The organism is Idiomarina sp. PL1-037 (assembly GCF_034422975.1).
Classification (GTDB): domain Bacteria; phylum Pseudomonadota; class Gammaproteobacteria; order Enterobacterales; family Alteromonadaceae; genus Idiomarina.
This window is the reverse complement of sequence record NZ_CP139873.1, coordinates 852,043-865,240: the sequence shown is the minus strand read 5'-3', so window position 1 is coordinate 865,240 and position 13,198 is coordinate 852,043. Positions and strand designations below refer to the sequence as shown.

At 47.8% G+C, this 13,198-nt stretch carries 15 protein-coding genes; all 15 read right to left on the bottom strand.

Going from position 1 to position 13,198, the window contains the following annotated elements; genetic code table 11:
• Window positions 1–18 precede the first annotated feature (18 nt).
• Entirely contained in the window at window positions 19–1,146 is a 1,128-nt protein-coding gene (flhB, locus tag U0358_RS03905; protein WP_322407136.1) for a flagellar biosynthesis protein FlhB, read from the bottom strand.
• A 30-nt stretch (window positions 1,147–1,176) separates the two neighbouring features.
• On the bottom strand, window positions 1,177–1,962 hold the full coding sequence (gene fliR / locus U0358_RS03900) for a flagellar biosynthetic protein FliR (RefSeq protein ID WP_322407135.1): 786 nt from the start codon (window positions 1,960–1,962) through the stop codon (window positions 1,177–1,179).
• Window positions 1,962–2,231: a flagellar biosynthesis protein FliQ gene (gene fliQ, locus U0358_RS03895; RefSeq protein WP_011234440.1), complete on the bottom strand. Its 270-nt coding sequence runs from the start codon at window positions 2,229–2,231 to the stop codon at window positions 1,962–1,964. Before fliQ ends, fliR begins: the two co-directional genes overlap by 1 nt.
• Before the next feature lie 8 nt (window positions 2,232–2,239).
• A complete protein-coding gene (fliP, locus tag U0358_RS03890; RefSeq protein ID WP_322407134.1) occupies window positions 2,240–2,986 on the bottom strand; it encodes a flagellar type III secretion system pore protein FliP in 747 nt (248 codons plus the stop codon).
• Window positions 2,983–3,303 carry a flagellar biosynthetic protein FliO gene (fliO, locus tag U0358_RS03885; RefSeq protein WP_322407461.1) on the bottom strand — a complete coding sequence of 107 codons (321 nt, stop codon included), beginning with the start codon at window positions 3,301–3,303 and terminating at the stop codon, window positions 2,983–2,985. Before fliO ends, fliP begins: the two co-directional genes overlap by 4 nt.
• A 4-nt stretch (window positions 3,304–3,307) precedes the next feature.
• Window positions 3,308–3,763 (bottom strand): flagellar motor switch protein FliN, encoded by a 456-nt coding sequence (gene fliN, locus U0358_RS03880; RefSeq protein WP_317498228.1) that lies wholly within the window; start codon window positions 3,761–3,763, stop codon window positions 3,308–3,310.
• Window positions 3,764–3,794: 31 nt separating this feature from the next.
• Entirely contained in the window at window positions 3,795–4,859 is a 1,065-nt protein-coding gene (gene fliM / locus U0358_RS03875) for a flagellar motor switch protein FliM (protein ID WP_317498333.1), read from the bottom strand.
• A gap of 16 nt (window positions 4,860–4,875) precedes the next feature.
• Window positions 4,876–5,418 (bottom strand): flagellar basal body-associated protein FliL, encoded by a 543-nt coding sequence (gene fliL / locus U0358_RS03870; protein WP_322407133.1) that lies wholly within the window; start codon window positions 5,416–5,418, stop codon window positions 4,876–4,878.
• A 68-nt stretch (window positions 5,419–5,486) separates the two neighbouring features.
• A complete protein-coding gene (locus U0358_RS03865) occupies window positions 5,487–7,274 on the bottom strand; it encodes a flagellar hook-length control protein FliK (protein WP_322407132.1) in 1,788 nt (595 codons plus the stop codon).
• A 124-nt stretch (window positions 7,275–7,398) separates the two neighbouring features.
• Entirely contained in the window at window positions 7,399–7,842 is a 444-nt protein-coding gene (fliJ, locus tag U0358_RS03860; protein WP_317498231.1) for a flagellar export protein FliJ, read from the bottom strand.
• Window positions 7,843–7,845: 3 nt separating this feature from the next.
• The gene (gene fliI / locus U0358_RS03855; protein WP_317498232.1) at window positions 7,846–9,195 is read right to left on the bottom strand and encodes a flagellar protein export ATPase FliI; all 1,350 of its coding nucleotides are present in this window, start codon (window positions 9,193–9,195) and stop codon (window positions 7,846–7,848) included.
• 5 nt (window positions 9,196–9,200) lie between these two features.
• Entirely contained in the window at window positions 9,201–9,950 is a 750-nt protein-coding gene (gene fliH / locus U0358_RS03850; RefSeq protein ID WP_322407131.1) for a flagellar assembly protein FliH, read from the bottom strand.
• Window positions 9,951–9,964: 14 nt separating this feature from the next.
• Window positions 9,965–11,011, bottom strand: a complete 1,047-nt coding sequence (gene fliG, locus U0358_RS03845) for a flagellar motor switch protein FliG (RefSeq protein WP_317498234.1) — start codon at window positions 11,009–11,011, stop codon at window positions 9,965–9,967.
• Entirely contained in the window at window positions 11,004–12,695 is a 1,692-nt protein-coding gene (gene fliF / locus U0358_RS03840; RefSeq protein ID WP_322407460.1) for a flagellar basal-body MS-ring/collar protein FliF, read from the bottom strand. The genes fliG and fliF overlap by 8 nt, the downstream gene beginning before the upstream one ends.
• A gap of 47 nt (window positions 12,696–12,742) precedes the next feature.
• Window positions 12,743–13,075, bottom strand: coding sequence for a flagellar hook-basal body complex protein FliE (gene fliE / locus U0358_RS03835; protein WP_317498235.1), 333 nt, complete (start codon window positions 13,073–13,075; stop codon window positions 12,743–12,745).
• Between the last annotated feature and the right edge of the window lie 123 nt (window positions 13,076–13,198).

Sequence of the window (13,198 nt, the reverse complement as noted above, 5' to 3'; positions counted from 1 at the left end):
TCGTTGTAATCAGGCTGGTTAGTAACGTAAATCATCCGGAATATCTTTATCCATAGGTGGCTTTCTCGGACGTTTAGCTTGTCCTTTCTTAAACATTCGTAATTGATATACGTACGCAAGAATCTGTGCCACAGCCACGAACAGGCCTTTCGGAATTTCTTTTTCCAGCTCGGTGGTGTGATAAATTGAGCGGGCAAGCCCGGGCGAAGCAACCAGCGGAATGTCATATTCCAGAGCAATTTCACGAATTTTTGCAGCGGTTTCATCGGTTCCTTTAGCGAGCAGAACCGGAGCCTGTACGCCACCATCATCGTATTTTAACGCGACAGCGTAGTGCGTCGGGTTGGTTACCACAACATCAGCTTTCGGGACTTCCTGCATCATTCGGCGGTTGGCCATTTCCATCTGCAGACGACGAATGCGGCCTTTAACTTCCGGACTTCCCTCAGTGTCTTTATGTTCGTCTTTAACTTCCTGCTTGCTCATTTTTAAGTCTTTATTGTGCTTCCATAACTGGAAGGGAGCATCAATAACGACAATTAGGAATATCGATAAACACAACAGCAGGAACATCCATAGAAGTGTGTCCAGCGCATTGCCAATCATGGTCGGCATTTGCCCCATAGACATTTGCAGAATATCGACAAACTGCCACTTCAACAGAAAATAGGCCGAAACTGCTACAACCATGAACTTGGCTATGGCTTTTACGAGCTCCACCAATGCCTGAACACCAAACATTCGCTTAAATCCGTTAAGCGGACTCATGCGGTTAAATTTAGGTGCCATCGCCTGAGCGGAAAAATTAATGCCCCCCAGCCAGCTGTTTCCCAGAAAAGTGAAAACGACGATAAAGGCAAAAATCGTCAGCATGGGCCATAAGATTTCGCCAAAAGCAATGGCAAAGGCTTCATAGATTTTGCTGGTATCGAAGGCTTGTTGTCTGTCGATGGTGAACATAATTTCAAAAACGTTACGTACCCCTTGGTACAACGCACCGCCGAACCAGAAAAACGACACTGCGGCACTCACCAATACAAAGCCTGTCCCCATTTCTTTCGAACGAGCAATTTGCCCTTTTTCCCTGGCCTGCTGTTTTCGTCGCTCCGTGGGGTCTTCTGTACGTTCCTGATCAGTCTCAGCCATACTTATTGCCCTTTGTCAGAGACAGTCTGTTTAAGCACATTGGCTGCCTAGTATTTCGCACATGGTTTGCACAACCCGCGCCCATTGGTTTTCGAAGTGAAAAATAAAGCCGCCCATAGTCAGCCACACAACCACCAACCCACTGACCATGGTAATGGGAAAACCAATAGCAAAAATATTCAGCTGCGGAGCTGCACGGGTCATAACCCCAAAACTTAAGTTAATGAGCAGTAGCGCTATAATACCCGAAAGCATTGCAGCTAAAGCAGCCGAGAACATGTAAACGCCCCACTCTGCAACTGCAAATAAAGCGTCAGAATCCAATCCAGTCATTCCAACAGGTATTGCGTCAAAGCTGGCAACAACCATATGAATCATTAATAAATGCCCGTCGAATGCAAGAAAAACCAGACTGGCTAACATTAGAAAGAACTGCGCAATGACCGGGACTTGCTGGCCATTAGTGGGGTCGACCATAGAGGCAAAACCCAGACCAATCTGCATGGCTATAATTTGGCCACCCAGAACAAATGTTTGCAGAAACAAAATGGAAAGTAACCCTAAGGCAACCCCGATAACGATTTGCTGTGCTGTAACTAAAAATCCGCCAACTGACATCATTTCAACACCGGTATTAATCTCTGGCAAAGCTGGCGAAACCGCAAAAATAATAGCCAGAGACAGGAAAATTTTAACGCGAGAGTTAACGATGGTGCCGGAAAACAGCGCCATACTCATGATCATTGATGACACCCGAGTTAGCGGCCACAGGTGTTGTTCCAACCACTCGAGCAGAACAGAAGTCACCAGATCCATTAGCCGACCACTTCAGGTATCCGGTTAAACATCTCGATAGTGAAGTCCATTACGGTTTCAGTCAGAAAGTGTCCGCCAAGACCAATAACGGCAAGAGTGACGAGTAAGCGTGGCAGAAAGCTTAAAGTTTGTTCGTTGATAGAGGTAGCGGCCTGGAAAACGGCAACGACCAGACCCACTAAAAGTCCGGGAATGATAATAAACGCCACCATTATCACTATGGTCTTCAGAGCTTCCTGAAAAATGTCGAGAAACATTTCCGGTGACATATTGCCTCCTAAACCCCGAAACTTCCGGCCAGGGTACTCATGGTTAAACTCCAGCCATCAACCAGCACGAACAACATAAGTTTAAACGGCAGCGATACAATCATTGGCGACAGCATCATCATACCCATGGCCATGAGAACACTGGCGACCACCAAATCAATAATCAAAAACGGAATAAACAGCATGAAACCGATTTGGAAAGCGGTTTTTAACTCAGAGGTTATAAATGAAGGAATAAGCACGGACATGGGCACGTCCTCTGGTTCTTCCACACCTTCGGTTCCGGAAATTTCGACAAAAGTTTCTAAATCGGTTAAGCGTGTTTGCGCCAGCATAAAGGCTTTTATCGGCGCTTTCGCTCTGTCGAGCGCCTCCATCGATTGGATTTCTTCGTTTAAATAAGGCTGCAAAGCTTTGTCGTTAATTTCGTTTAGCACAGGTGTCATTATGAAAAAGCTTAAAAACAGCGCAATACCCAAAAGCACCTGATTAGAAGGCGACTGTTGCAGACCAATAGCCTGACGCAAAATAGCCAAAACAATAATAATTCGGGTAAATGAGGTCATCATAATGACCATAGCGGGAATGAAGGTCAGCGCCGTCATTATCGCCAGAATTTGCAGCGTTACAGAGTACTCTTCGCTACCATCAGGGTTTGTCTTCACTGTAACCGCGGTAAGATCCTGCCAGGCAAACGCATGCTCAGGCAGCAAACACAAAACGGCTAAAATACAAAGCAGCAACCAGCGGTTCATTGTTCTTGTTTTCCTTCCAGGTTGATATCGCCTGGCAGTTCTTTCAGGCAGTCTATGCGTTGCTGGGTAACACCAAGTAATAACTTCTGTCCCCCAACTTCAACAATGACCAGACGCTCTTTCGTTCCTAACGAGACACTACTCAGTACCTTCATACCAGAAGCGCCCTGAAACTTGAGGTTAAAGCGTTTTAACAGCGAAGCCAAAATCACAATGACCGCCAAAACGGCAAAAAGCGCCAAAACCATGGCGCCTATATCATTGCCTGAAACAATGCCAGCTTTCTCTTCCGCCTTGGCAGCAGAGGGCACCAGCACCAAACTAGCGAAGCTTACGAATACGTTCAATCTGACTAATAACATCGGTTAAGCGTATCCCGAATTTATCATTAACAACAACCACCTCACCATGTGCCACCAAGGTCCCGTTAACCAGTACGTCCAATGGTTCACCGGCCACGCGTTCCAGTTCAACGACGGAGCCTTGATTGAGCTGCAGCAAATTACGAATACTGATTTGGCTGCGCCCTACCTCCATTGAAATGGTTACCGGAATATCAAGAATAGCGTCCAGTTTGCGCTTTTCTTCCTCAGTTACTGGCTCATCTTCACTCAACTCTTCGAGTTCAGCGGTCTGCACGTCATCCATACCTGAGTGGCTGGAGGACTTCCCTGACCCTTTACTAGCTTCTGGTTCGCTACTCTCTTCATCTTCAGCAGCTTCTTGTTCAGCCATTGCTGCTTCCCAGTCATCCATATCTTTATCATCGTTACTCATGTTGCAACCTCACTTTCTCCAGCAGCAATTATTATAAATCAATATCTTCTTCTAACTGTTGTAACTCAGCATCACCACCAATTCGGCGGCCTCCACGAGTCAACATATGGATATCCGACTTCACCGTTTCAGGGCGCCTAAGCTTTTCTGAAATTTTCAAAGCAACATTGTCACGTGAACGTCCCATTTTCGCATGGAAAGTCGGTAAGTCTTCAATGAGTACAGTTACATCATCTGGCAGCTCAAGCGGAATAACGTCACCTTCGCGCAAGTCCATTACTTCGCGTAATGACATTTCCGTTTCTGCCAATTTGGCAATCATTTCCACCGGAACATCCATAATTTCGTCTCTTAACGCCTTACTCCAACGCATGTCGGTATCTTCTTTATCCGACTGCACACCAGCATCCAGAAGTTCACGAATGGGCTCCAGCATGGAGTAAGGCAACGCAATGTGAAAATCTCCACCACCACCGTCTAACTCAATATGGAACGAACTGATAACAATAACTTCGGTTGGACTGACAATGTTCGCCATAGCCGGATTCACTTCGGAGTCTAAATATTCAAAGCCCACGTCCATTACAGGAGCCCAGGCTTCTTTGTAATCTTCAAATACAAGCTTAAGCAGCATTTGAATGATACGTCGCTCAGTAGGTGTAAATTCACGGCCCTCAATTTTCGCATGGTAACGTCCGTCACCACCGAAAAAATTATCAACCAGAATAAAAACTAAACGCGCTTCCATAGTAATGAGAGCTGTTCCTTTAAGCGGACGAAACCGCACCATGTTTAAACTGGTTGGCACGAACAAAGTGTGCACATACTCACCAAATTTAATCATCTGAACGCCGTTAATAGACACTTCTGCAGTACGTCGCATCATATTAAATAGGCTGATACGCATATGCCGGGCGAAACGCTCATTAACAATTTCCAGTGTTGGCATACGCCCACGGACAATTCTATCTTGCGATGAAAAGTCATAATCGAGAGCATCCGCAGAGGGTGCTTCTTTCTCTGTGTCCTCTTCTTCAACGTCATCAACGCCATGCAACAGCGCGTCAATTTCGTCTTGAGATAGTAAGTCACTCACAGCCATAATAGCTCACTTATTGCATTACCAAGCTGGTAAATAAAACCTGTTCAACAATGGGTTTCCCCGTTACTTCTTCAAGCGAAGAGCGAACTTCGGTTAAAGCCAGTTCACGCAATTGCCCTTTACCTTCGGCTGTTTTTAACCTGTCCGCCGTGGTTGAGGAAAACACTTCGTGCAACGTGCCTTCAATTAAGGGAATATGCTTTTTCGCCAGTTCTTCACTTTCTTCGCCGCGCACCATTAGCTGCGCTTTAATTTGTACTGTTCGCTCACGTGAGTCGCCCGGAACAATGAAAACGAAAGGCCGGGGCATCCCAACATAAAGTGCATTGCCAATTTCCGGGCGTTGCGATGACGACGGCGCGACCGCACTGCTCTCGCCATCTGCGGCAGCAGCCGACTCGTTCTCAGACGAGCCAGCAAATAGCCACAACACTAAGACTACGGCAATAATTAACACAATACCGATACCACCGAAGAGAATCAGCTTTTTCTTCTTACCGCCGGCTTGCTCTTCAGTTTGTTCCGTATCATTGTTGTCTTTATCTTCTGCCATGCTCAATTTCCTGTATTACCGTCCACCGACGGTTACTATAGCTTGATAGCCGCTTTAGATATACCGTTTCAGACATAGAAATCGACTTGCCCGTCAGCAAGCACACGGCCTTCTTCTAATGCGATTTCGCCTTCAACAGCCCAGTCTTCCGCGTCATGAGCTCCTCCAGCCTGGCCGCCAGCGGTGCGCCCGCCTTCTTTGCTTTGTTCTCCAACCTGGGTATCAGCTAAATTGATGCCTTGCTGTTCCAGCATTTCGCGTAATCGCGGCATGGTCGTCTCTAACGCATCTCGAGCCTGTTGTGTTTGAGCCTGAAACTGCACAGACGCCTGCTCACCGCTCATATTAACGCGAATGTGAACACTACCAAGTTCCGGCGGATCCAGACGAATATCCGCACGCTGGATATTCCTGCTCATCATAATATTGATACGCTCCTGCAGTTTTTGCGACGCTTCAGTTTGCTGCAAATCTAATGGTCGTTGTAGTGCCTGCAACGTATTCGCCTGACTGGATTCATTCGCAGCTACAGTTCCCTGCGCGGTTGACACCATTTGCCCCTGAATTGCCCGAGCCGCACTGGCATCGGCCAACGCATCGGTGTTATTCCGGAATACTTGTCCTTGCTGAACCGCATCGGCTACTTTTGTTTCTGCTTCAACAGCTGCATTCACAGAAACACCTTTAGCCGTTTGCTTACCCTCATCGCTTTTCACACCCATATCGCCAAAACTGGTTTTTTCTTTACCAGCTTTTGAGTCCGTGGCTGTAATAACGGATTCCGATGATTTAACAGGCTCTGCAACCTTACCTTGTTCTACCGATTTTTCGCTCAGCCCCGTACGACCTTTTAATAATTGTCTCACTTCAGCCAGTAACTGCTCAGCTTTAGCCGACTGCTCCTGAGTCAAAGCCTGAGGCTTATCAGCGCCGCCATTTTGGCTGGCTAAAATCTTGCGCAATTCGGCGGTGAACTGCTGCAGTTTCTTCTGCTCAGCTAAACTCAACTCACTGCTTTCGCCTTTCGCTTGTTGCGCAGAAACCTGCTGCTCCAGTTGCTTAAGCAAATTTGTTAATTCTTCAGCACTTTGCGGCTTGCCTGTGCTTTTATCCGGAGATACAGACAATTGAGCCAATACACGCTCTGCGGCCTCATTCAAAGCCTGAGTTAACGCTTTTTCATTACCCACTAACAACTTATCAGCGTCGGCTTTTGGTATAAGGGGTTCAAGCAAATTAACAATGAACTTACCGGCATCCTCAACCGCACTTTCAGCCCCTTCGCCCTGCTCTGCGGCCTGTATAAGTTGTTGAAGCTTTGCCTGTAATGCCTGTTTATCACTATCGGTCATGCCGGCCAGAAGCTCGTCGGCAAATTTCTGCCGTTCGGCATCCGTCATAACGGCATCACCCTCACTTTTACTAGCCGAATCCAGCTTAGCCATTAGGGCTTCCAGCATTTCCGCCAGTTGCTCATCGGTCATTTTTAGCTCGCCATCGCCCGCAGCAACATCCATCTCGTCACTCACGACAATTTCGCCTTCAGAGCTTACCTCAGCACTTTCCTGCTTCATTTGCTGCAACAGCTCCCATAAGTTTCGGGTTACCGGCTCACCGACATTTTTCTGCTCGATGTCTTTACCTTCAAGCTCACCTTCACCGTCGTTACCGGCTTTCTGGTAAGCTTCAATTTTAGCGGCCAGTTGTTGCAGCTCTTTATCGCCGCTATTTTGCTGTAGCATCAGCCGCGAGAACTCACCGCTATCGCCATCGGCGCTCTTCACTGATAGGTCGTTACCTTTACCAACTCGTGCAAACTTGTCGGCAGATTCGGTTAAATTAAGCAGCTGTTGCATAGTTTTATTCCTGAATTAAGTGCTTATTGACGCCTTGCTTAATAATACTTCGCAATGCGCTTGCGCTATTTTCAATAGCTGAGCAAACAATATCTAGTCAGTATCCAAGCAAATTTCGTTCCAACTATTTTCTGGCGCGAATAAAACGCTGACTGCTAAAATCGTCCAGGTTATTTTGTTCTTTTCTGGCTTCGGCTATTTGCTCACGCTTGCGCTTTTCTTTTATTAAAAAGTCTATCGATTCACGCTTGCGACGCTGCGCCAGCCAACGATCTTTACGTTGTTGTAACACCTGCTGCAACTTAATAATGTCGTGATGCAACTGTTCAACACCTTCGTCTAATTTTCCGACAAAGGCGTGATACTGCCCTACCTGCATTGAGGCAATTCCGCTTTGCCCGCGATGCTGCAGCTGGTTTAAATAGTCGAGTCGATATTTTGACATGCCGTCCAGACGCATCTGCTGTTCCTGAACCTGTTGCTGCACCTGAGAGAAGTCCTGAGCGGCTTTATCTTCGCGCCTTTGTTCCAGCTCCCGCAACATTTCCAACTGTGCCAACTCAGCCATAAATTACATGCCCGCTGACTGTTTTTGGTTCGGATTAACTAACTGATTAAGCAATAACAAGCTTTCATCATAATTCACTACGTCACGCATTTTCTGCTGTAAAAACTGACTCACTCGCGGTTGCATTGCAATAGCCTGATCAATTGCCGGATCACTTCCGCGAGTGTATGCGCCAATGGAAATCAGGTCACGATTACGGCGGTAGCTTGAGTACCATTGTCTGACTTTTATCGCCTGTTGCATATGCTCTTCTGAAACAACCTGTGGCATAACCCGGCTGATAGACGCTTCAATATCTATTGCCGGATAATGACCGCTGTCGGCTAGTTCCCGGTTCAGTACAATGTGCCCGTCCAGTATCGCTCTTGCCGAGTCAGCAATTGGATCCTGCAAGTCATCGCCTTCGGTCAGAACCGTATAGAATGCGGTAACAGAACCCTGACCGTCGCCGCCATTACCAGCCCTTTCAACCAATGCCGGCAACTTTGCGAAAACAGAAGGCGGATAACCTTTGGTTGCAGGTGGCTCGCCAACAGCCAGTGCTATCTCTCGCTGCGCCATGGCGTAACGAGTCAATGAATCCATTAACAGCAGCACATTCAGTCCCTGGTCACGAAAGTACTCAGCAACCTGAGAAGCCGTTTCACAACCGCGTAAACGAATAAGAGGGGACTGGTCGGCAGGCGCCGCGATAACAACCGCTTTCTCACGACCTTCCTCACCGAGAATTTCTTCTATAAACTCTTTTACTTCCCGGCCACGTTCGCCTATCAGGCCAACCACAATCACGTCCGCCGTGGTACCGCGAGTCATCATGCCCAACAGCACACTTTTCCCCACGCCACTGCCGGCGAACAGCCCCATTCGCTGACCCTGCCCGACGGTTAAACAGGCATTAATAGCCGTTACGCCAACATCCAGCGGCTGCTTCACCTGACGTCGATTCAATGGGTTCATGGGCTTGCTGCGGTAAGTTTTCCCGTCAGAAAAAATGGGACCTTTATCATCAAGGGGGTCGCCGCGGGCATCAATAACGCGCCCCAGCAGCTCCATACCCAGCGGCAGTTGATTCTTGCGATTAAGTGGTCGTACTCTGGCCCCGGGAATAACGCCATGAGCATCTTCGGTGGGCATTAAGTAACTGATGTTGCCTTCAAACCCCACCACTTCGGCTTCAATGTCCCCACTGTCGGCCTCAACCGCCACACTTGAACCCACCGGTGCACGGCAGCCAACAGCTTCAAACATTAAACCAACGACGCGGGTGAGATACCCCGACACGGCCACTGATGGCTTTTGGATACGCTCACGTTTCTTGCGTAGTTGTTTCACTAACTGCTCAGAAGCGCTCATGGGTTTTAACCTTTTAATTTGGAGAACACATCTTCCATACGGCTGGTCAGGGTGTAATCTATGGTGGAGCTCTCTGTGGTAACCCGACAACCGCCGCGTTCCAGTAAATCGTCTTTATTTAGCAGCCAGCCTTTTTCCTTCAGCTCGTCTTCGCTGAACGTGCTTTGCAAAATCGCTAAGTCTTCTTCATTCAGGTGAATAATGACCCGCTGATCTGTGACCGGTAAAACCGCGATAGCTTCGCGCACGGCTTTGACAATGAGTTCTTCTGAATTAGCTGCAACATCGAGACAAATAACCCGGGCCAGCTCAGTGACCATATCAATCAGCTCGTCCTGAACCGCTTCGGTGATACGTTCATTGGGGTGAGATAAACTCTGCAGCAAAACATCTAGCTGTTGCTGTTGCTCCTGCATAGCCTCTTTTCCGGCTTCTATACCCTGCTGTTCCCCCGCTTCAAAACCGTCTTTTTTTCCTGCCTCGTAGCCTTCATCATAGCCTTTCTTAAGGCCTTCATTACGGCCTTCGTCAAAACCTTCTTTGTGGCCTTCTTCGCGTGCCGCCTGACGAATTTCTTCCAATTGCTCTGCAGTCAGAGGCTTAAGCTCTTCTTCCTGCTCGTTGTCCGCTTCCGGCGGTTCATATTGCCAGCGCCGGGGTTTGTTTAACGCATTTACCTCAGAGCCCTGCTTGAACTCTTCCGACGTCATGTCAGGTAAATCCCAAAGCTGGGTCGCGTCTTTATCATCCGTCATTGTGCGTTAAACCTTTATAAGAATTCATCACCGCCACCGCCGCCAAGCATAATTTCACCTGCGTCAGCTAAACGGCGCGCTGCTGCCAGAATATCTTTCTGAGCGGCTTCTACATCACTAATACGAATCGGTCCCATGGCTTCAAGGTCATCACGCAGCATATCGCCGGCACGTTTCGACATGTTCTTGAATATTTTCTCCTGAACCGCTTCGTCTGCACCTTTCATCGCTTTTTGCAACGTTTCACCTTCAACTTCACGCAGCAAGGCCTGAACACCACGGTCGTCGACTTCCACCAGGTTTTCGAACACAAACATCAAGTCCTGGATACTCTGACTCATCTCTTCGTCCTGCTCGCGAATAGAGTCCATCAACTGACCTTCTATGTTGGTATCCAGATAGTTCATGATATTGGCTGCCGCTTTCAGGCCGCCCATCTTCGCCGCCTGAGCACCAGCCTGACCAGCAAATTGTTTTTCCATAATTTCGTTCAGCTCCTGCAAGGCTGCAGGCTGGACTTCTTCTAAGTTGGCTATTCGCATCATTAGCTCCAGACGGACTTTGTCCGGGAACTGCGCCATAATTTCGGCACTTTGCTCGGGATCAAGGTAAGAAAGAACAATGGTCTGAATCTGCGGGTGTTCGTTGCGAATAATAGTGGCTACCTGTTTAGAGTCCATCCACTTAAGTGAATCAAGACCTTTCGAGCCACCGCCCATAACGATTTGCTCAATCAGGTTACCTGCTTTGTCTTCACCCAAAGCAGAAGTCAGTGCCTTACGCACGAACTCTTCACTCTTGAAGCCAATATTGGTGAACTTCTGAATATCTTCGAGAAACAACTGATGCACAGCGTTTACTTTTTCCTGATTAAAGTCTTCCAGGCTCGACATAGCCATACCAACTTTCTGCACCTGCTTAGGTTCCAGGTGTTTCAGAATCTGAGCCGCATCTTCTTCCGATAAGCTCAACAGCAAAATTGCGGCTTTCTCAACGCCTTCAAGGGTATCGACCTCAAAACCGACATTGCCACCTTCAGTTCTTATATCTTGATCAGCCATCTTCGTTTAACCACGCTTTAACCACTTGTGAGGACAGTTCTGGTTCGTTGGCAACCAACGCGCGAACAGCTTTCAGCAAGTCTTCATCTTTGTGCAAGTCCGGTAATTGCAGGCTACCGTCAGCCCCAAACCCAACTGCACTCTCATCAAACTGAGAGGATAACAGATCAATGGTTTCATCGCCCATCGATTCCTCATCGGAAAACGCATCAGCATCGTCCTCGACACCCGATTCCGGATTCATCAGTTTCTTCAGCATTGGACGAACCACCGCCAGCAGTAATACGATAATAACCAGTGCCCCCATCACCAGGCGGAAAGCTCGCCAGAACCATGGCTCTTCCCACACAGGCGTCTCGCCAGCACCTAAGTCAGGCAACTGCGCGAACGGCACTGATACAACTTCAATGCTGTCACCACGATTAATATCAAAGCCTAACCCACCTTGCAGCAAACGGCGAATATTTGCGATTTCTTCCACGCTACGCGATTGCGTTTCACCTTCGCCCGCTTCGTTGGTTATTGCTTCATGGTTCACCGCAACAGAAACACTCAAGCGCTTAATAGTGCCGGTTTGGCTTCGTGTATAAGTGACTGAATTATCAAGCTCATAATTACGGGTTGCTTCACGATGAGTACTGCCCGTAGCACCGCCGCCGGCATTTCCCGCTCCGGCTTCTTCAGGAATGTCTGAATCCAGTGGAGGTTGATTTGTTAACGCGCCCGGAATACCGCCAATTGCACTACCCATCGAGCGGTTTTCAACCGTCATTTCGCTGCGAATGGCTGGCATATCAGGATTAAACTGTCGTTGGGTTTCTTCACGTTGAGTAAAGTCCATGGTCACATCAACCTGTGCCGTATAATTGTCATAACCCAGCACAGGAATCAAAATACTATCGATTTTTTCGAGATATTCTTGTTCGCGTTTTTGTTCAATTTGATACTCACGCGAGCTTTTCGCCGCCAACGCGCTTTGTGAACCAGAGTTGAGCAAGCGTCCGGCCTGGTCAGTTACGGTTACATTCTCGGTATTCAGACCGGTAACGGACGACGCGACCATATCCACAATTGACGCCACTTCTTCTTCACTGAGCGAGCTTCCGCCACGAACATTCAGCATGACCGAGGCTTTAGGTTGCTTTTCGCGACGAGCAAAGACATTTTCTTTGGGTACCGCAAGTAACACTCTGGCAGCAGAGACTTTTCTGATTTCTTCAATAGCGCGCGCTAATTGAACTTCACGAGAATGAAGCAGGCGCTCACGCTCCAGTCGCTGACTAACGCCAAAGCCTGGTTCACTCATTAATATTTCTGAACCGTTGTTGGTCGAATTACCGTAATCAACACCCGCACGGGTTAGCTGCAGTTTAATTGACTCGTAATCTTCTTCCGGAACCGAAACCGTATTGCCGTCCACCTGGTATTCAATACCGTTTGCATCCATGTAGTCGAGGGTGCTGATCAATTCCTGAGTTTCTAACTTACCCAAAGGCCGGTAGGTTGGCTCCTGAGCCCACAACATTATAAAAACTGCAATGGCCACACAAATAGCCAAAGCCAAGACCACAATCACCTGACGCAGCATGTCAAAGTTGCCTAACATCGTCATGATGCTGGTCTTTTCACTGCCGTCATCGTTACCTGAACTGTTGTTATCAGGTAAGTCAGTATCTTGTACCATTAGATCCGTTGATTCAGCCACGACTTATATCTCCAGTGATGCAGCGGTTAAACCGGCATTGACATTATTTCTTTGTACGCATCAACGACTTTGTTGCGCACCTGAACCGTTGCCTCAAACGCTATGCTCGACTTTTGACTGGCAATCATGGTTTGCTCCAGCGTGACATTTGGGTCACCGAGTTCCATGCGGGTTTTTAAATCACCTGAGGTTTGCTGCAGTTCGTTAACATTATCCATTGCGTTTTTCAGCATATTGGAAAAATCAGCCTGAGAGGTATTGCCTTGCAGGGCGTTCACATTCGTAGGCTGATCACGCTGGGAAGCCTGCGTGGCCATAGACTGTAACTGTTGATAAAGTGCGTTTGCTTCCACTTTCATAATTAACCCCGTCAAAAATTCATCACTGACTTTATTTAAGGTTAGTTATGCAAACAGAGTGCCAACTTTTGATCGCGGCGGTGAGGTACAAAGAAAAGCCCTGAGAAACAGGGCTAATGGTAA

Coding starts and splice junctions, on each gene's coding strand:
- flhB (WP_322407136.1), bottom strand. CDS start 1,146: ATGGCTGAGACTGATCAGGAACGTACAGAAGACCCCACGGAGCGACGA.
- fliR (WP_322407135.1), bottom strand. CDS start 1,962: ATGGATCTGGTGACTTCTGTTCTGCTCGAGTGGTTGGAACAACACCTG.
- fliQ (WP_011234440.1), bottom strand. CDS start 2,231: ATGTCACCGGAAATGTTTCTCGACATTTTTCAGGAAGCTCTGAAGACC.
- fliP (WP_322407134.1), bottom strand. CDS start 2,986: ATGAACCGCTGGTTGCTGCTTTGTATTTTAGCCGTTTTGTGTTTGCTG.
- fliN (WP_317498228.1), bottom strand. CDS start 3,763: ATGAGTAACGATGATAAAGATATGGATGACTGGGAAGCAGCAATGGCT.
- fliL (WP_322407133.1), bottom strand. CDS start 5,418: ATGGCAGAAGATAAAGACAACAATGATACGGAACAAACTGAAGAGCAA.
- U0358_RS03865 (WP_322407132.1), bottom strand. CDS start 7,274: ATGCAACAGCTGCTTAATTTAACCGAATCTGCCGACAAGTTTGCACGA.
- fliJ (WP_317498231.1), bottom strand. CDS start 7,842: ATGGCTGAGTTGGCACAGTTGGAAATGTTGCGGGAGCTGGAACAAAGG.
- fliI (WP_317498232.1), bottom strand. CDS start 9,195: ATGAGCGCTTCTGAGCAGTTAGTGAAACAACTACGCAAGAAACGTGAG.
- fliH (WP_322407131.1), bottom strand. CDS start 9,950: ATGACGGATGATAAAGACGCGACCCAGCTTTGGGATTTACCTGACATG.
- fliG (WP_317498234.1), bottom strand. CDS start 11,011: ATGGCTGATCAAGATATAAGAACTGAAGGTGGCAATGTCGGTTTTGAG.
- fliF (WP_322407460.1), bottom strand. CDS start 12,695: ATGGTACAAGATACTGACTTACCTGATAACAACAGTTCAGGTAACGAT.
- fliE (WP_317498235.1), bottom strand. CDS start 13,075: ATGAAAGTGGAAGCAAACGCACTTTATCAACAGTTACAGTCTATGGCC.